The organism is Paenibacillus sp. J31P316 (assembly GCF_056269105.1).
In genome coordinates, this window is sequence record NZ_JBWDNI010000021.1 from 45416 (window position 1) to 64229 (window position 18814).

General features: G+C 51.8%; 18 protein-coding genes and 1 pseudogene. 9 read left to right on the forward strand and 10 right to left on the reverse strand.

What is annotated here, in order from left to right; translation table 11 throughout:
* Positions 1–71 precede the first annotated feature (71 nt).
* A complete protein-coding gene (locus tag AC0YNU_RS30160) occupies positions 72–1091 on the reverse strand; it encodes a LacI family DNA-binding transcriptional regulator (RefSeq protein ID WP_475763272.1) in 1020 nt (339 codons plus the stop codon).
* A gap of 341 nt (positions 1092–1432) precedes the next feature.
* Between AC0YNU_RS30160 and AC0YNU_RS30165 the strand changes: the two genes are divergently transcribed.
* The 3 genes from AC0YNU_RS30165 to AC0YNU_RS30175 all read left to right on the forward strand — a co-directional run bounded on the left by AC0YNU_RS30165 (position 1433) and on the right by AC0YNU_RS30175 (position 4555).
* A complete protein-coding gene (locus tag AC0YNU_RS30165; protein ID WP_475763274.1) occupies positions 1433–2971 on the forward strand; it encodes a glycoside hydrolase family 31 protein in 1539 nt (512 codons plus the stop codon).
* 189 nt (positions 2972–3160) lie between these two features.
* Positions 3161–3652, forward strand: a complete 492-nt coding sequence (locus AC0YNU_RS30170; protein WP_475763276.1) for a MarR family winged helix-turn-helix transcriptional regulator — start codon at positions 3161–3163, stop codon at positions 3650–3652.
* 156 nt (positions 3653–3808) lie between these two features.
* On the forward strand, positions 3809–4555 hold the full coding sequence (locus tag AC0YNU_RS30175; protein WP_475763278.1) for an SDR family NAD(P)-dependent oxidoreductase: 747 nt from the start codon (positions 3809–3811) through the stop codon (positions 4553–4555).
* Between the two features lie 188 nt (positions 4556–4743).
* Here AC0YNU_RS30175 and AC0YNU_RS30180 read toward each other — a convergent pair.
* The 3 genes and pseudogenes from AC0YNU_RS30180 to AC0YNU_RS30190 form a co-directional block, all read right to left on the reverse strand.
* Positions 4744–5171, reverse strand: a pseudogene (locus AC0YNU_RS30180) (cupin domain-containing protein).
* Between the two features lie 53 nt (positions 5172–5224).
* Complete coding sequence (locus AC0YNU_RS30185; RefSeq protein ID WP_475763280.1) at positions 5225–6649, reverse strand: MFS transporter; 1425 nt, start codon at positions 6647–6649, stop codon at positions 5225–5227.
* 189 nt (positions 6650–6838) lie between these two features.
* On the reverse strand, positions 6839–7924 hold the full coding sequence (locus AC0YNU_RS30190) for an NADH-dependent flavin oxidoreductase (protein ID WP_475763282.1): 1086 nt from the start codon (positions 7922–7924) through the stop codon (positions 6839–6841).
* A 228-nt stretch (positions 7925–8152) separates the two neighbouring features.
* On the opposite strand from AC0YNU_RS30190, the gene AC0YNU_RS30195 reads away from it, so the two are divergent.
* The 3 genes from AC0YNU_RS30195 to AC0YNU_RS30205 all read left to right on the forward strand — a co-directional run bounded on the left by AC0YNU_RS30195 (position 8153) and on the right by AC0YNU_RS30205 (position 10222).
* Positions 8153–8497, forward strand: a complete 345-nt coding sequence (locus AC0YNU_RS30195; RefSeq protein WP_475763342.1) for a winged helix-turn-helix transcriptional regulator — start codon at positions 8153–8155, stop codon at positions 8495–8497.
* Between the two features lie 525 nt (positions 8498–9022).
* Positions 9023–9661: a nuclear transport factor 2 family protein gene (locus AC0YNU_RS30200; RefSeq protein ID WP_475763284.1), complete on the forward strand. Its 639-nt coding sequence runs from the start codon at positions 9023–9025 to the stop codon at positions 9659–9661.
* A 33-nt stretch (positions 9662–9694) separates the two neighbouring features.
* Entirely contained in the window at positions 9695–10222 is a 528-nt protein-coding gene (locus AC0YNU_RS30205) for a nuclear transport factor 2 family protein (RefSeq protein WP_475763286.1), read from the forward strand.
* A 94-nt stretch (positions 10223–10316) separates the two neighbouring features.
* On the opposite strand, the gene fabF is transcribed toward AC0YNU_RS30205, so the two are convergent.
* The 4 genes from fabF to AC0YNU_RS30225 form a co-directional block, all read right to left on the reverse strand.
* Complete coding sequence (gene fabF / locus AC0YNU_RS30210; protein WP_475763344.1) at positions 10317–11555, reverse strand: beta-ketoacyl-ACP synthase II; 1239 nt, start codon at positions 11553–11555, stop codon at positions 10317–10319.
* A gap of 182 nt (positions 11556–11737) precedes the next feature.
* Entirely contained in the window at positions 11738–12184 is a 447-nt protein-coding gene (locus AC0YNU_RS30215; RefSeq protein ID WP_475763288.1) for a cupin domain-containing protein, read from the reverse strand.
* A 28-nt stretch (positions 12185–12212) separates the two neighbouring features.
* On the reverse strand, positions 12213–12929 hold the full coding sequence (locus AC0YNU_RS30220) for an alpha/beta fold hydrolase (RefSeq protein ID WP_475763290.1): 717 nt from the start codon (positions 12927–12929) through the stop codon (positions 12213–12215).
* 82 nt (positions 12930–13011) lie between these two features.
* Entirely contained in the window at positions 13012–13674 is a 663-nt protein-coding gene (locus AC0YNU_RS30225) for an NAD(P)H-dependent oxidoreductase (RefSeq protein WP_475763292.1), read from the reverse strand.
* Positions 13675–14038: 364 nt separating this feature from the next.
* Between AC0YNU_RS30225 and AC0YNU_RS30230 the strand changes: the two genes are divergently transcribed.
* From AC0YNU_RS30230 to AC0YNU_RS30240, 3 genes are read left to right on the forward strand one after another with little or no spacing between them, the layout of a single operon-like run.
* Positions 14039–15499, forward strand: a complete 1461-nt coding sequence (locus tag AC0YNU_RS30230) for a spore germination protein (RefSeq protein ID WP_475763294.1) — start codon at positions 14039–14041, stop codon at positions 15497–15499.
* Positions 15500–15531: 32 nt separating this feature from the next.
* Complete coding sequence (locus AC0YNU_RS30235) at positions 15532–16683, forward strand: Ger(x)C family spore germination protein (RefSeq protein WP_475763296.1); 1152 nt, start codon at positions 15532–15534, stop codon at positions 16681–16683.
* Positions 16684–16721: 38 nt separating this feature from the next.
* Positions 16722–17810, forward strand: a complete 1089-nt coding sequence (locus AC0YNU_RS30240) for a GerAB/ArcD/ProY family transporter (protein WP_475763298.1) — start codon at positions 16722–16724, stop codon at positions 17808–17810.
* Positions 17811–17910: 100 nt separating this feature from the next.
* Here the strand turns inward: AC0YNU_RS30240 and AC0YNU_RS30245 are convergent, their stop codons facing one another.
* Positions 17911–18240, reverse strand: a complete 330-nt coding sequence (locus tag AC0YNU_RS30245) for a DoxX family protein (RefSeq protein WP_475763346.1) — start codon at positions 18238–18240, stop codon at positions 17911–17913.
* Between the two features lie 87 nt (positions 18241–18327).
* Positions 18328–18753 (reverse strand): MarR family winged helix-turn-helix transcriptional regulator, encoded by a 426-nt coding sequence (locus AC0YNU_RS30250; RefSeq protein WP_475763300.1) that lies wholly within the window; start codon positions 18751–18753, stop codon positions 18328–18330.
* Positions 18754–18814: the final 61 nt, after the last annotated feature.

Here is an 18814-nt window from a genome sequence, read left to right on the forward strand (position 1 = left end):
AGCGACAACTATTTAATAAAAAAAGAAAACCGCGCCATGGCCGGTTTTCTTCGCGGGATACCGCCGTTCATTTATGATCCTTTGACGTGCGCGGGAGCGCAGGACTTGCGCTCGATCAGCTCCGTCTTCAAGCTGATGTTGACTTCCGCTATCGTGTGGTTCGTGATGAGCTCCGTCAGCATGTTGACGATCAGTCCGCTGATATCGTAACGGAATCGTCTGACCGTCGTAAGGGGCGGCGTCATATACTCGGACAGCTTGAGATCGTCGAATCCGGCCAGCGAAATGTCCTTGGGGATCTTCAGCTTCAATTCGGACAACGCCTTCATGGCGCCGAAGGCCATCATGTCGTTGAACGCGAACAACGCGGTAATCCCGCTCCGCTGTCCGATCAGTTCCTTGGTCGCTTGGTAGCCGTGCGACGGGTCGAACGCGCCTGCCCGGACGTTATGATCGTTCCATGCGAGGCCAAGGTCCCGAAAGGCGTCCTTGCAGCCGTCCAATCGATTTTGGCTGACCAGATGGTCATCCGGACCCGCGATCAAACCGATCATGCGGTGGCCGAGGCGGTGCAAGTAGCGTATCACCTCGTACGCGCCCTTGCGATTATCGTAATCGATATAGTTTTGAACGCGGTCGTACCTTCTGCCGTTCGTTACCAAATACGGAATCCCTTTGTCGATCAACTCGTCGACAAGCCAATCTTCGACGAAAGAATCGAATACGATCGCGGCGTCCACCTTGTTGTCGTTCAGCAGTCGATGGGCGGAGCCGGATGTCAGGGCCCCGCGCGAATGGGTCGCCAGCAGGAATCGGTGCCCGCACGCTTCGAATTCCTCTTTCAAATGGCTGAGATCCGCCGAGGAGGCTGGATCGTTGTCGACGAAATCGTGGACCTCCGGCACGAATACGGCAATGGTGTACGAAAGTCCGCCGATCTTGGCGGGCGAAGCGCCCGGCTTCAAATATTCTTTGGCGATTTCCATCACTTTGCGCCGCGTATCCTCGCTGAAATTCCCTTGGTTGTTAATGATACGGGAGACGGTACTGATCGAGACGTTCGCCTTGGCGGCGATTTCCTTCAATTTCAAGCGCGTGGCTCCCCTTCCTCCGTAACCGTTATTCTTATTCTAAAATTTGCGCAAAAAGGAGTCAAACGGAATTTACGCTTGCGCGCTAAGAATGACGCGAGATCGAGGCCGCAACGGATAATAAGCGGTTCTGCCTGTGATTCAACTGATTCGCCGGGTCCACGATTACGGCCTCCGCTTCGTCATGGATGAAACTTTTTGTCTCATTCATGCCCCATTTTTAAGATCGCGGCCCCATACTTAAGATCGTATTTGCAAGAGACGGACGACTCTGCATAATGGTAATCAATCGGAATGGATTCCTTCCCCGAAGGCTCAACATTCATAAGGAGAGGTACGTCATGCATAAGATTCAACTGAAGTTGTTACCCGGCGAATACTGGTGGGGCGGCGCGATCAACGACGGCGTCTGCATGCCCTATGGAGATGCGCCCTACGTTCGGGACCTCCGAATAACGGATGACAATCAGGCAGCGCCGTTATTGGTGTCCAATCAAGGGCGATACATTTGGAGCGAAGAACCGTTCGCCTTCCGCATCGACGATCGGGAACTGACGATTGTTCGCGCGGACGGCCACGTGTCGGTCGAGGAAGGTCACGAGACGCTGCAAGGCGCCTATCTTCATGCCAGCAGCGTCCATTTCCCGCCATCCGGCCTCATGCCGGACCCGCTCGCCTTTCTGGCTCCGCAGTACTGCACGTGGGTTGAAATGTTCTATGCGCCTACGCAGGACAAAATCATCCGCTACGCCCAATCGATTCTCGAGAATGGCATGCCTCCCGGAATTCTGATCATCGACGATAACTGGATGAGGGATTACGGCATGTGGGACTTCGATAAGTTCCGTTTTCCCGATCCGAAGGCCATGGTCGATCAGCTCCACGCGATGGGATTCAAGGTCATGCTTTGGGTATGTCCCTATGTGAGCGCCGATTGCACGGAATACAAGAAACTGATCGCGGACGATAATCTGATGAAAAGCATCGACGGCAGCCCGTTGATCCGGCGTTGGTGGAATGGATACAGCGCCGTGGTCGATTATACGAAAGAATCGGGTGCGGCCTGGTTTAAGCAGCAATTGGATCGGCTAATCGACCGGTATGGCGTAGACGGCTTCAAGCTGGATGCCGGCGAGCCGATTCTCCCGGACGCGGACGATGTCCTTCGGCCGGTCGCATGGAGCCGGCCGATGAGCATCATGGAAGATTGCGAAGCCTACGCCAGGCTCGGCATCGGCTATCCGTTAAGCGAGCTTCGAATGTGCTGGAAGCTCGGCGGACAGCCGCTCATCCAGCGTCAGCGGGACAAGCACCACTCGTGGGACCGATACGGATTATCGGGACTCATTCCGAATGCCATCGCCCAAGGCCTGCTCGGATACGCCTATAATTGTCCGGACATGATCGGCGGCGGGATGGACGGGGACATTAACTCGCCCGATTTCCATTTTGACAGCGAATTGTTCATTCGGTATGTCCAATGCTCGGCCTTGTTCCCCGTCATGCAATTCTCGATGGCGCCTTGGCGCGTTCTGCGGGATGCCGAGCTTGCGTGGTGTTTGGATGCCGTCCGGCTTAGAACGACGCTCGGTTCGGAGCTATTGGAGCTTGCGCGGCAGTCCGCGGCAGACGGTCGGCCTATCTTGAGAAGCATGGAGTTCTCTTATCCGCATCGGGGCTATGCGACAATCCAAGACCAATTCATGCTGGGAGATCGGATCTTGGTCGCGCCGGTGCTCGAGAAAGGGCAAACGTCGCGCATCGTGCATTTCCCCGAAGGCCGTTGGATCGGAGACGACGGAAGCGAAATCGTCGGCCCGGCCGAAGCGGACATCGACGCGCCGCTTGCTCGCCTGCCTTGGTTTCGCAAGCGCGTATAACAACAAATCGAGCGATCGCTGCCCTGGGGAGCTGCCGATCGCTCTTTTTTTCAGGCGTGCGCGGTGAGCGAGCGGTTTACATTTCCAACCTCGCCCTCCCCTGCAACTCGAGTCAAGCGCTTGACAAGATTCAGCTATACTGTTAATCTTCGAATAGTTAATTAATTAACTGTTTGGATCAGCCCTACAATGACTGCACCATTTGCAGCTTCAATGCCTTATGCCCGAGGAGGAATTGGTATCGAGAATTGGAATCCATTCGAACAACCCGTCATGTCGGTCGATGTTTTTCTGACCCTGTACAAGACCAACCATCATCTGGTCCAACAGTTAGAAGAGCAGCTGGCAAGCTTCGATCTGACGCTCGGCCGGTGGTGCCTGCTGGTGGCGCTGCGCTCCGGGAACAGAGCGATGCTTCCTTCCGAACTCAGCGACGACCTTGCGGTAACAAGAGCGAATATTAGCAACTTGTTGAATACGTTGGAGAAAGCTGGCCGGATCCAACGGGAATTCGATCCCACGAACAGGAGAAGAATTCTGGTCCGTTTAACGCCCGAAGGCCATCAACTGATTGCCGATGTTTGGCCGGTCTATGAGCAGACGATCGCGCGAAACGTCGGCGCGAAGCTTACCGTTCAGGAGCAGGAACAGCTGAAGGGATTGTTGAAAAAGTTGTTTTAGTCATCTGTCCTATGCCCTTTCACGAAAGGGCGTTATCTGTCCTTTTGTTAATCAATTAATTGTTAATTAACTAATTAAATAATATACCAACTAAACTACAACTATCATTCAATAGGAAACTTATCCTGTAAACGCCAAAGGAGATGTAATTTACTCATGTACAAAGACAAAGTTGCCATTATCACGGGCGGCGGCGCCGGTATCGGACTGGCCGCGGCTCGACTGCTCGCCTCCAAGGGAACGAAAGTGCTGATTACCGGACGCAGAACCAACGTGCTGGATCAGATCGCCGCAAGCCATCCGAACATCGAAGGCTTCACTGCGGATGCGGCCGATCCGGAGGCGGCTGCCCGGACGGTCGCCGCGGCCATCGAGCGATGGGGACGCCTCGATATCGTCGTCAACAATGCGGGCAGCGGCGTGATCCAGCCGCTCGCGACGGCGAGCGCGCAAGCGATCAACGATATTTTCGCCGTGAATGTCACCGCGCCTACGCTGCTTGCCGCTGCCGCCCTTCCGTATCTGGAGGAGACCAAAGGCACGATCATCAACATCTCCAGTACGTTCGGAAGCAAGGCGGGTGCAGGATTGTCCCTATATTCGGCAAGCAAGGCAGCCGTGGAACAGCTGACGCGCTGCTGGGCGCTCGAGCTCGCCCCGAAGGGCATTCGCGTGAACGCGGTCGCATCCGGACCGGTCGAGTCGGACTTTCTCCGCGAACGCATGGGACTCTCCGACGAACAGATTGCTGCGGTCAAGGAGCAGGAGGTTCAAGCCATCCCGCTCGGTCGCAGAGGGATTCCGGACGACGTGGCACGCTGGATCGCTCATTTGGCCGATCCCGAAGCAAGCTGGATCACGGGGCAAATCATTCCGGTGGACGGCGGACTTACGATCGCTTGACGCCTTCCTTTTCCTTAATCCCTTCATTATTAAAAGCGGGACAGAGCAGCTTCCTGCTCTGTCCCGTTTTTTGCTCTGTCCCGTTTCTTGCTTTATCCCATTTATGGCTCTGTCCCGCTTCCCTTTGCTATGTCGTTCACGAACTCTGGATCGCGGCATGGAGAAGCAAATCAACCCTCAGCCTCGGTTTAGTGGCGGGCCGCAACGATTTTACGGTTTCCATCAGCGTGAAGGAATGCGGTTGCGATTCCGGAATGGAAATCACGTCGCCGGCTTCAAGCTCCACGTCGAAGGAGCCGACATCTTCCGAACCTTTTATCATCACAATCCCTTTGCCGGCCGTAATTGAGCGAATTTCGCTTTCGGAGTGCGTATGCACCGCTTCGAATGGCTGAAGCAGTTCGTCTGGATTCGGCTTTGTTTCAGATACGGTAATGACGACGGCGAGAACTTGCTGCTTCTCCAGGTCGCTCAGCAATAACTTTTCTTTAAGTTCGTCAGGCAGCTTGGCCGTATCCCAGCGCTCGTACAAGACGGCCTGCTTGTGCAGGAAAGCAGCCACTTGCTCTTCAGCCTCAATGCGCGCATTCGTAGTGCGAATTCGAATTTGTGCCATGCGTATTCCTTCTCCCTTCTGCGTATTGAAGCGTTGAGCGGCAGAATCGGCTATTAAACATGCATTTCTTGAGGAACGGCATCGGCAACCTCGCTCTTGCCGCCGTTCACGAAAGCAAGAAGCAACGCGGCGATCGCAAAACATCCGCTTACGATTAATGCCGTATGGAAGCCCGATAACATGGCCTGGTTTGCAGATTCACGAACAGCCGAAGCGGTAACCGTCGTCGCGATGGTCGCCAAGATGGATAAGCCCAAGCTCCCCCCGAGCTGCAGGAACGTGTTCACGATACCGCCGGCAATGCCGTGCTCTTCGGGATTTACGTCCTGCACGGAGCCGGCGATAACGGCTGTAAAGGACGCGCCGACCGACAACCCGAGCACGATAAAGGCCGGGAGAATAAAGGAGACGTAGCTTTTGTCCATATCCATATTGCTTAACCAGAACATTCCGATCGCGTTGATCGACTGCGTGATGATCAGGAGCCTCTTCGCTCCGAACTTACGCATGAAGAAAGGCGTGATTTGCGTGACGACGATCGAGGCCAAACCGAGCGGCAAGAAAGCCATGCCGGTAGCCAAAGACGAATAACCAAGCTCATGGAAATACAGCGTCGAGAAATACATGAAGCCGGTCAAATAAGAATACATCAGGAACCCGATGATATTGGACGTGACGAGCGAGCGAAACTTGAACAACCGAAGCGGCATTAACGGATTCTTGGCGTATTTCTCGACCACGATGAACAAGCCCACCAACAATACTCCGATAATCAACAGCGTAATCTTCGCAGCCGACCAACTGCCGTCGACATCCGGCATCGAGATGCCATAGACCAGAACGAAAATGCCAGCCAGCACGGAAATCAATCCGAACCAGTCGATGGATTGCTTTTCGCCTTTAACGGCAGGGCTTACTTTGACGAACATTAACCCGACGATGAGCAGGATGCCAAGCGGCACGTTCAGATAGAACAACGATCTCCAGCCCGCCGAATCCGTTAGCAAACCGCCGACGATCGATCCGCCCGCCGCTCCCGCCGAACCTAAGGCGCCGAAAATCCCGAATGCTTTGTTGCGCTGCGGTCCGACCGGGAAATTGTTGCTGATGAGCGACATCGCCGCGGGAATGGAAAGGGCCGCCCCGATTCCTTGGATCGCCCTGCTGGCAATCAGCCAGACCGGACCAGTCGCCAAGGCGCCCGCCAGCGAGGATACCGCGAAGATCGCCAAACCAATGATTAATACGCGTTTTCTTCCAAGCAAATCGCTTGCCCGTCCTCCGATCATCAGAAAACAAGCGAACGTCAGCACGTAAGAAGTGACGATCCATTGCAAATCGTTCGCCTGCATGTGAAGCGCCGTCTGAATGGAGGGCAGCGCGACCGTTACGGTCGAACCGTTCATAACCTCGATAAACTGGGCAAAACAAACAATGATCAGCAACAACATATTCGCTTTCGATATACGATCACTCACTATTTCTCCACTCCTATAGTTATCTATGATGAATACGAGGAACGATACGTCCGCTCGTCCTGTTTAACCTTGATCATGCTAATTGCGCAGCCGATCTTAGGATCGGCTGCATGATACGGGAATGCCCTGAAACGATTTTGCGCAAGATACATCCATAATAAATCGTCCTCAACTTGTTGAACGCTAGGGTTAATCCGCAAACGGGATGAAATGTTCAATCATTTCCCATAAGGCATTGGGAAGCTGCAAATCTTGCCGGTCGCTGCGGTATAAGTCCTTCTTGATGAGGTCTTCATTGCCCTCGCGTACCTTTTGAACCCATCGCGGATCCAAAAGCAATCCTCTAGCGATCGCAAGAAGCTCTACGCCGGTGGACAACGCCTTGGCGGCGTCATCCGGCGTTTTGATTTCGCCTACGCCGATAAGGACCGTGCGATCGCCGACGACATCTTTAAGAATTTCCATCCGGGACCGGGTATCGTCCGTGCCCCTGCGCGGCTTCGACCAGAACTGATGGAGGGAAACGTGGATGTAGTCCAGTCCCTGATCTGCAAGCACATCCACGTTGCGTATGGTATCCCCCATCGTCAATCCGTTCGCTTCTGCTTCCTCCGGAGAGATTCGGTATCCGATGATAAACGGCTTTCCGCTTTCTGCCGCCGCTTTTTTGACTTCGCGAATAACGGCGAGCGGGAAGGCCAATCGTTTCTCGGGCGTACCTCCCCATTCGTCCGTACGACGATTGTAATGAGGGGAAGTAAACTGCTGCACCAGGAATCCGTTCGCGCCATGAATTTCGACTCCGTCGAAACCTGCATCGATAGCTCGTCTTGCTGCATCGCCGAACTTCTTGATGATAGCTTCAATTTCGGCAGCGGATAACTCGCGCGGCAGCGGGTATTGGGAATTATCGGCCGCTACGACGCTGGGCGCCTCCTCCGCGCCATTTGCTCCCTCATGCAAGAGTTGCATCACCGCAGCGGCTCCGTGGGATTTCAAGACGGCGCTGAGTTTTCGCAGACCGGGAATATGTTCGTCGGTCTCCGCGGCCGGCAGGCCCGGATAATGATTGCCTTCTTTGATCGTCGTAGCCGAGGTAATCACCATCCCGACATCTTTAACCCTACTATTGTAGTAAGCCAATTCTTCCTGAGACGTAAACCCGCCGGGCAGCGATCCCAAATGGCCCATCGGCGACATGACGATTCTGTTCTTCAATTCTTTGCCGCTTTGCAGCAATAGCGGTTCGAACATGGATTGGTAAGCTTTTTTCATTTCTAATTCCTCCATTAATAAATACGGAATAAGTTCGCGACTAGGATCTCTGACAGCTTGCAAAGCAAATGCGCCTTTTGAATAGGGAACGGAAAGGAACGCATTAGGTTAGTACTACCAGTGACATTAAAAACGTTATTTCATATACTTAATCTTAGTTAGTTTACTTTTTAGTCCAATGCTATAAAAGAAAGCGAGTCGATAACATTGAAATGTTCGAAGTTCGATATGCCTTGCATTGAATCGATTTCCGAAGTGCTGCAATTTCTTTCAGGAAAATGGACTTTTCTAGTCATAACAGAGCTTCTAAAGGAGCCTCAGCGTTTTAATCAGTTGCGAAGAAATTTGGGTAACGTGAATACGAAAGGGTTAACGGATACCTTGCGGAACTTGGAAGAACATCAAATGATCAAACGCCAAGTATTTCCCACCGTTCCCGTGACAGTCGAATATTCAATTACGGAGAAGGGAGAATCCTTCTCGAGCGTGTTTACGGAAATCAATCGTTGGAAAACCGAATGGGAATCTCCCGTTGAGCCTCAACTCGTTGAACCCCATCTCGTTGAAGGGTAATGAAGCAGCTCGTGCATAGGGATGGGTTCGGGTTCCCAGTAACAAGTGAATCCATCCGGTGGCGAGTTATGATAAAGGAAATGGATTGATGTTGTTAACCTACATATGCAAACCTCTTTTCATTGAAATTAGAATTGAGCCCTCACTTGCTTCGGGATCAACTATAACAGGCCTTCTTACCTTTCGTAAGAAGGCTATTATTTTAAATATGCTTTAAAAAAGTAAAGTCGACTTTCCGGTTTAGTTTTCTAAAGCATATTTAAAAAAAGTGCGTTCTTATGAAGAATGCGATTCCCTGTTATAGTTGACCCCGAGGCAATTGAAGCACAATTACCATCCCAAACGAGAAGAGGTTTTCACCCATGTAGGGAGCGCACAATGGACGCATAAATCATATCCGTTAGTTGGAATGATACACTGGGGAGCGATTGCCCCGGCGAGTAACTTCTGAAGGCACACGTTTGTTAGCGGCAGATTAGGAACATCATGAATAAACAAAAACTCTTGCAAAGGACATGATCCTATATGATGAAGAACAAGAATTTATTAATCGGCGTTATTTTGGGCGTAGTCGTTCTAACGGCTGTACTCTCGGGATGCTCGGAGCAAACTAACGAGACCAAGCAAGGTGCTCAGACAGAGCAAAGCGTTCAGGCGCAGCAGATAGCCAACCTCACCGAGCTTGAAGCCAACTATCGGCGCTTGGAAGATATCGAGCAAATCAAACAATTAAAAGCCCGTTATTTCCGTTTTGTCGATGAGAAAAAATGGACGGAGTTCGGAGAGCTGTTTACGTCGGATGCCAAAATCGTTTCCGAAGGCGTGGACTATTCCAAAGGCGGGGGAGCGGCTTACGGGAAGATGATCGGGGATCTTGTGGGTAAAGCGCCGACGGTTCACCACGGCTATATGCCCGAGATTGAGATGATCGACAAGGAGAACGCCAAAGGGATTTGGGCGATGGAGGATTTGTTGACCTTCCCTGACGCGAAGGGCGCCTATCCGGGACATCACGGGTACGGCCAATACCACGAAACGTACAAAAAAGTGAATGGCGTCTGGAAAATCAGCAGCACGGAACTAACGCGATTCCGCATGGACCCGCTGAAGAACTGGGATCCGAGTACAGATCCTGTCACTGGACAACCCGTAACCACAAAGTAAAGGTATAAACAACTAAATAAAGGACGTGATCGTATGTCAGTCACCACGGATCAACAGCTAGCAGCTAAAATCGCAGAGCTTGAAGAGAAATATCAGCGCTTGGAAGACATCGAGCAAATCAAACAACTGAAAGCCCGTTATTTCCGCTTTGTCGACGAGAAGAAATGGACCGATTTCGGAGATCTGTTCACATCGGATGCCACTATTATTTCGCAGGGCGTGGATTATTCCAAAGGCGGGGCGACGGCTTACGGGAAGTTGATCGGGGATCTTGTAGGTCAAGCGCCGACGGTTCACCATGGCTATATGCCCGAGATCGAGATCGTCGACAAGGGTCACGCCAAGGGTATTTGGGCCATGGATGATTTGTTGACTTTCCCTGACGCGAAGGACGCTTATCCGGGGCATCACGGGTACGGCCAATACCGCGAGACGTATACGAAAGTGAATGGCGCTTGGAAAATCAGCAGCACGGATCTAACGCGGTTCCGCATGGATCCTCTTCAGAACTGGGATCCGAACACGGATCCCGTTACCGGACAACCCGTAACCGGAAACTAATTCGGCTGCTATAAAAAAAGCAATGAAAAAATACCCCTTTAGACGCTCCAATCGAGCGCTAAAGGGGTATTTTGCATGGCTCCAACGCGATAACTTATACCTCGTAGGACTTCAGGGCGATCACGGCATTATGTCCGCCAAACCCGAAAGAATTAGATAAACCGATGCTCACGTTCGTTTCCCTTGCTTGATTAGGCACATAGTCCAAATCGCAATTCGGATCTTGATGATCTTGGTTGATCGTCGGTGGAATGATGTTATGCTGAAGCGTCTTGACCAGGGCGATTGCTTCCAATGCGCTGGAGGCGCCCAGCAAATGACCGGTCATCGACTTATTCGCGGTTATCGGTATACGATCGGCAATGGCTCCGAATAGTTTCTTTATCGCAAGCGTTTCTATGCGGTCGCCGACTTTCGTGCTCGTAGCGTGAGCGCTAATCACGTCGACCTCGTCAAGCTTGATGCCCGCTTCCTGTATCGCCATCTTCATGGCATGATAGGCGCCGCTGCCTTCGGGATGCGGCATGACCATATGATGAGCATCGGAGGAGGTGCCATAGCCAATGACTTCTGCATGAATGCGAGCTCCTCTTTGCAAGGCTTGAGTAAGGGATTCAAGGACCAAGATCCCGGCGCCTTCCGCCATGACGAACCCATCTCTTTGCGCGTCGAATGGACGACTAGCTCGAGCCGGTTCATCATTGCGGCCAGAGACGGCACCCGCATTGCCGAAGCTTGCCAAGGATAAAGCGTTAATCGGCGCTTCCGCGCCTCCGGCTACTACCGCATCCAAAATCCCATAGCGGATGGAGCGATAGGCTTCTCCAATTGCAGTATTACCGATCGAGCACGCAGTGACCGGGGACATCGATGCTCCGTAGATTCCGTATTTCATGCTGATAAGGGCCGGTGCCATATTAGAAATCATCATTGCGGATAAGGCCGGGCTAACCCGCTGCGGGCCGCGCGTTTCTTTGATGGCCGCTTGTTCGAGCACCGTCTGAATTCCGCCGGCAGCAGAACCGACGTACACGCCGATCCGGCTTCGATTCAATCGTTCCAGCGGCAATCCGGAATCGGTTATTGCCTGCTCCGAGGCTGCCAATGCGAACTGGCAGAAGCGGTCCATCTTTCTGGATTCAGCAGGTCCGATAAGGGCATCGGCATCGAAGTTTCTAACGATACCGGCGATTTTTGATTTCAGCGCGGACACGGCAAAGGATTGAATTTCCGCAATGCCCGACGTTCCTCCTGACAGGGCGGACCATAAACGCTCGACCGAGTTACCTAGCGGCGAAATCACGCCCATACCCGTAACGACGACCCTCTCCAATTCTGTCTTCTCATGATGTCGCATTCCTTTGTTCTCCATTCATTCCGTTTATTAACGCTATTTACATTCACTTTGGGCCATGACAAAATAGCGGGACAAAGCGGAAATCATCCCGCCCTGCCCCGCTCCTTTTAGCGTGTTCATGTATGAAATCTTCTTCAATTCCGGAGATGATCGCTCGATTACTTCACCATCATCGGAGGTCCGATAATCACCGTATCGTTATCTGCCGCAATGTGAACAATTTCCTCGAGGGAATGGCGACCGATTTCAGGGAAGAAATCGTCGATTCCGCCCGGCGTGAAGATGAACAGCATCCGCCCCGTGTCAGGACCCGCGTTAGCCCACGTATGAGGCACGCCGCGCGGAACCCAGACACTTGTTCCGGCAGTCGCATCGAATTCCTGGTCGCCGACTTGGAATCGGAAAGTGCCTTCAAGCACTTCAAACGTTTCTTCGCGTTCGTTATGGATATGCTTCGGCGGGCCCATCAGAGACGGCACGCGCGCTTCAATGATCGTCATTGCGCCTCCAACTTGATTGCTGTGTAGGCGCACGGTCATCTTCTCGCCCGGCATGGTGTCGAACCATTTGAGATCCTTCGCGTAATTAACGACTGCTTTATTCATTTTGTCATTCTCCTTTATGCTTGTGGGATTATAGCTTCAACAGATTAACCGCCAATTCTTCGGCGTGCGAATAGAATGGCGAGTGGTCGGTGTCCATGGTAATGACTAGTTCGCATGGCGTTTTGGCATGCATGGCTCTTTGCAGTTTGATCGGAATGGCTCTGTCCCTAAGCCCTTCGATATATACGCGAGGTACGGAACCGAATCTTGCTTCCGTTATAAGGATAGGCGTAACCGATGGGATCAGCGGCTCTTTAACAAGCTTTGCTTTGGCATGACGATAGTCCTCTTCGGAACAATCGGCAAAGAAATGAGATTGGATCGCTTCATCTTGAAGACCGATATACGTTTGGGCATCGTCAATGTACACTGCTGTAGGAGCGTCATCGCCTAAATCGACGGTGCCGAACGCATCGAACAACGACTGACCATTTTCCGGAAGAAACGCGCACAGATAGACAAGCTTCTCGATTTTCTCAGGGAAGTACTCCGCAATCTGGCTGATGACTACCCCGGCCATGCTGTGTCCAAGCAGAATGACCTTCTTGGATTCTTTCTTTAATACCGCGCCTATACGGTCCGTATAACTCTTCAAGTTAACTTCGGTAAGCGGCGTATGATCCGTGCCGTGTGCAGGTAAGTCAATCGCAATTACCCGGTGTCCTGCCTCTTCCAGCAAGGGAACTATTCGTTCCCAACACCATGCTCCATGCCACGATCCGTGTACCAATACAAACGTACGCATCACTATCTCTCCTATCCAGGTCGATCCCTCTTACTGACTACCGCGGAAACACTACGATTTTAGAGTCCTTAAGGACACCGTATTACACGAACTGAACGAGCTCTTCCATGGGCCGTCTCGTTTTAGCGCGCGCCGGTTCTTTGGACCGGTAGCCGAACGCCGTCATCACGCTCAAGCCGAATTCGCCGTTTCCAAGCAGCCCTTTCTTGTCGAGCAGCTCATTGACGGCATCCAGCTCGAAGCCTTCGATCGGACACGAATCGACGCCGATATGCGCCGCGGCCGTCATCATATTGGCCATCGCCAAGTACGTCGACTTCGACGACCAGTCCAGCAGCGCCCGTTCGGAATCGAGATGAAGGTCATTGTAGAATTGCGCGTAAGCTTGCTCCATGCGTTGATAAACTTCTAAAGGCATCCCCTTCACTTGGGTTTGCTGTTCAATGACGTACGAAGAATCATGAGTGAGCCCTTTTCTCGCCAAAATAATCACGAAGTGGCTCGACGTAGGCAGCGAACGACTTGCTCCGGATACAAGCGGCGCAAGCTCCTCTCTGAATTCCGGACTTTGCACGACGATGAATTTCCAAGGCTCATTGCCTCCGGAGCTTGGCGAAAGGCGGCCGGCCTCGAGAATGAATTGAAAATCCGCCTCGGATATTTTCTTCGTCGGATCGAATTCTTTCGTTGCATGCCTGAAATGAAACGTGGACAACAATTCCGTTTTTCTTGCTTCTATATTCATGATTTATATTCTCCCCGTGAATAATTTTTGTTGTTGCTTCTTGTTGATAACCATGCGTTCTAATGGAGCCGCGGACACCCGATCACCCAAGTTCGTGTATTCGATATTGGGCTTCAATCGCTTCGGGGTAACTATAACAGGTATTCATTTTTTGCATAAGAAGGCTATTTTTTTTTATATGCTTTAGAAAAGTAAAGCCATGCTATCGGCCTGACGTTGGACGAATGACTCTTTTTATTCAAGCTTTGGGGAAGTAACAGAGGGAACCGCACACAGCGCAGCAGCCATCGAGTGTAGTGCGCCGAACATTAGGGCATAGTATCAAGAACTACGAAATCATTCCAGTGGTAGGAGCCATAATTGCATGCCGTCCAATGAAAGCTTCGCCTCGCAAGAGGATCCGGTTCGTATAGTCGGTCCGAACCTTAGTGATAATGAACAAACGCTTAGATCCATTTTCGAGCTCTGCTCGGATGTGGTGTTCCGCAGCGTGGCCTTGCAAGATAACGCCAAACTTCTGCTTGTATACGTCGACGGCATGATCGATAAAGATGTCGTGCAGTCCAGCATCTTGCGACCCTTGATCTATGATGGACTTCCCCAAGGACTCCGAACCTTGGACAGCTTGGCCCAAATGTGCGATCTGCAGCTTGTTGCGGCGCTGCGGACCAGTCAAGTAACCGCGTTCGAAGAAGCTGCGGATCTTATTCTTCAAGGAAGCGTAGCCTTCTTGGCGGAAGGCGAAGCCTCCATCCTTCTGGCCGATGTGTCGCAATTCGAAACCCGCGCCATTGATGAGCCTTCGACGGAAGCGACGCTTCGCGGAACCCGCGAAAGCTTTACCGAGCAGCTGCGGACGAATACGACCATGCTAAGACGGATTATCACGACCCCGAAGCTTAAGATGGAAACGTTCGAACTCGGCAAATTGACCAAAACCGAGGTCGTTCTCTCCTATATCGACGGCATTGCCTCTCCCGACTTGATCGATCAAGTCAGGTCAAGAATCGAGGCGATCGATATCCCGAGCGTCTTGGAGTCCGGCTATATCGAAGAATATATCGAAGACGCCAACTATTCGCCTTTTCCGCAAATGCAGAGCACCGAACGGGCCGATGTCGTGTCCGCCGGACTGCTGGAAGGGAGAATCGCCGTCTTCGTGAACGGCACTCCGATCGTTCTTGTCGTGCCCATGACCTTCTGGGACGGACTTCAGGCCCCGGACGATTACTACGAACGTTTTCTGTATGTCACCATGAATCGGTGGATCCGGTATTCATTTGCGTTCTTCTCCATTCTGTTTCCGTCCATCTATATCGCGCTGACTACTTATCATCCGGAGATGATGCCGCCGAAATTGATGCTCAGCATTACGAGTCTCAGGGAGCAATCCCCGTTTCCGACGGTCATCGAAGTCTTCTTGATGGAATTTATGTTTGAAGGCTTAAGGGAAGCCGGCATTCGCCTTCCGCAGCAAATCGGTCCGCTCGTCAGTATCGTGGGCGCCTTGGTCATCGGTCAAGCAGCCGTAGCGGCAGGTATCATATCGGCGCCGATCGTGATCGTCGTGTCGGCTGCAGGTATTTCCTCTTTCGTCATTCCGCGTTACCGGTTCGGTTATCCCTTCAGAATGCTGAGGTTCCCGCTGCTGCTCCTGTCCGGATTTTTCGGTCTGTTCGGCGTGGCGCTCGGATTGATCGTGATCCTCTCCCATTTGATCCATCTGACTCCCTTGGGTTCACCTTATCTGGAGCCGATTGCCCCGACGAAGAAAAGCAAGCTGCAGAACGTCTTTCTAAGAAGGCCGAGAAAACGTACGAGCTAACAGAAACACCTGAAGGTTAAGGTGGTGAATTGATGAAGAAGATCCTGATCGTCCTTAGCTTCCTGCTGCTGTCTACCGTAACCAGCGGCTGCTGGAACCTGAAGGAGCCGAACCAACTTGCGATCGTTATCGCCGCCGGGCTGGACTCGAGCGCGGACGGACGGCTGGAAGTCAGCTCGCAGGTAGCGATTCCTGCCGGTCTAAGCGCGCAGTATACCGGGGACAGCAAGAATCGCAGCTTCGTGGTCGTGAGCGCTTATGGGAAGGATTTTATGGATGCGGGTCAGAATCTGCAGGCACAGCTCTCCCGCACCTTGTTTTATGCCCATCGCCAAACGATTCTGATTGGCCAGCGAATGGCGGAACAGGGACTCGCGAGAGAAGGGATAAGCAAGTACCTGGATATGATCGTCCGCAACCCCAAGTCGGAGATCCGATCGGTCATTTGGATTGTTAAGGACGGGGAGGCTAAGGATGTCCTTGGAACGAAGCCCTCCTTCGATCCGTTGATCAGTACGACCCTAAGCAGCGTTCAGATGGCTCTAGGAATGAAGCCTTTATATTATCGGGAATTTCTATCGGATTCATTGATGCACGGAGGCGCCGTTCTATTGCCCGCCATCAGCATTCACCGAGCCAGCACAAAATTCATCTATACGGGAGCGGCCGTGCTGAATAAGGAAACGGGACTCCGCCTGACCGGATTTTTGAATCCGCTTGAATCGTATTACGCGAATTGGATTTCTGGAAGGCAGAGAGTACTGACCGTTACCGCACTTCAAAGTCAAGGCGCCGGCAGTATCAGCATCAGGGTAAAGCCGCTTAAGAGGCACGTCAGGGTAGACAAGGACAAGCAGGGCATGCATGTCCATATCCAACTGCATGGCATCGGGGATATCGTGGAGAACAATACTTCGCTCGACCCGTCAAAAGCCAAGGACCTCCGCACCATTCAAGGCTTGTTAAGCAAGGAAGCGGATCAGGCTGTCGCCCGGCTGATGGATAAGGCCCAGAAGCAATACAAGGTGGATTTTCTCGGTATCGGCGAGCACGTACATCGCAAGTATCCGCAAGATTGGAAGTCATTGCAGAAGAACTGGAACGCTACGTTCGCCAAGCTTCCGATTACGACGGAGGTACGCCTGCGGTACCAGGATCCGGGACAAACGAATTCTTCGATGTGAGGCTGCTTCTGCACGGAGCACAGGAAAGGACGGGAGCGATGAAAATAACGGGCTGGCAATTATTCTGGATCATTGCAACCGCGGAGATCGTCATGGCTGTCTGGCTGCGGATCTCCCCTGCCGTGGAAATAGCCGAGCAGGATGCTTGGCTATCCATGCTGCTATCCTGCATTTTGGGTGCGGTCATTACCTATCTGATCGTCAAAGTCGGCATGCAGCATCCCGGCAAAACCTTGGCCCAATACAGTCAAGAGCTCCTTGGAGCCTGGCTTGGCAAAATCGTGCTTCTTCCCTATTTTGTAGCGTGGTTTATTTTATCGGGAGACGTGCTACGTTCTTTCGTGGACTTCATCCATCTCGTCCTTCTGGACAAGACGCCGATATGGGTGCTTATGATCCTGCTGCTCGGCGCTGCCGTTTATATCACGGGAACGAGCGCGATTACGGGAATCGGGCGCTTCTGCGAAATCATGGGACCCGTGACGATACTCACGCTGCTGCTCAGCTTTCTGCTTAATATTGGGAATCTGAAGCGGAGTCATCTGCTGCCGGTCCTCGGGGATGTGAGCCTGTCCGATATGGCGAAAGCCTCCTTATCCCCAGCCTCGTTTCTGGCAGAATCGTTCATGCTGCTGGTCCTGCTGTCGTTCGTATCGAGTTCCAAACATATCGTGAGAAGGTCGGTAACAAGCGTGCTCTTTACCGGAATCGTGCTCACGATCTCAACGGTCATGGTGCTGCTGGTATTCGGTCCGTTGGTCGCTCAAGAGTTCAGGTTCCCCTACTTCATGCTGGTACGTTCGATAGACATCTTGAATTTCATTCAAAACCTGGATATCCTGGTTATCTTCATTTGGATCTTCGGGGTGTTCGCCAAAATTTCGCTTTATCTCTTCATCACCAGCTATGAGATGGCGCAGTGGCTCCGGATCAAGTCTTGGAAACGCCTGATGTGGTTCAGCGCTCCGGTCATCTTTCTGATCGCGATGTTTATCCCTGGCGAAGCAACCATTCTTCTGCTTCAGAAGTTGTGGGAAATGATCGTTATTCCGGTATGCGCGATCGCCATTCCGTTATGCCTGTGGATCGTGACGGCCGTGAAAAGCAAAGCGGTTAAGACCGAATAATCCAACGAAACGAGATCGCTCGGTTTCCTTGATATATTCGGAGCAGAACCGCTTTAACTATAAACAATCTATAGTTGTAACCATCCGGAACATCTGCATGCTATAGCATATAAATAGCAGTAACATAAGACAATATACTCAATAGGATGGCCGGGATTGCTTTCTTAAAAGGATCTCTTGCAATCACGATCAGCATAAAGGCGGCCACCAGCATTGTCGAACCCAGGAGCAATCCTGATAATGCAGCCGTGATCGGGAACCAGTATCCCGCAATCATCCCGATCGCCCCCACGATTTCGATGGAGCCGGTTAACAAATTGAATATTGGCGGAAGGCCAATCTTTTTGAACTCGTTTGCCATTTTTCCGGATATGATCGTGGTGCCCGTGAACATAAAGAATATCCCCAATACTGCTTGAACAATAATCATTGACGTATCGATTGGAATCACGCTCTTTCTTGGATAATTAAGTATCGCATCAAACTGTATGCTATAGCATGTATATGACGTGGAGCACTATTCCTCCTTCACGTTCAGATAGAGTTTATGAAGCGTTTCGTGAAGCAGCGCAAGTTCATCCTGCCCTAAATGACGGGTCAAATGATTATGCGCTTCCTTTACAATAGGTAATAGTCTCGTTTTCAGCTGCATGCCTTTGGCGCTGAGAAACAGGTTGTGGGAACGTTTGTCGTCGTCGTTTTGCAGTCGCTTCACCATATCTTTTTTTTCGAGCGAAGCTATCATCCTGACAACCGTGCTTTGATCTCTGTCGATCGCTTCCGCAACTTCCTTCTGCGTCATGGCTCGATCGCCATCAAGCACGCTGATGATGCCCCATTGTTCTGGCGTGACCGCATAGGGCTTCAGTTTTCTGATGAAGTAATTGGTTAGTTTCATATCGGTTCGGTGGATAAGGAATCCGGTCAGATCGAATAATTCCACATTAGCCCTCCCGTAAATAAATAATTTATATGCTATAGCATATATTAAGGCCGATCCTTTC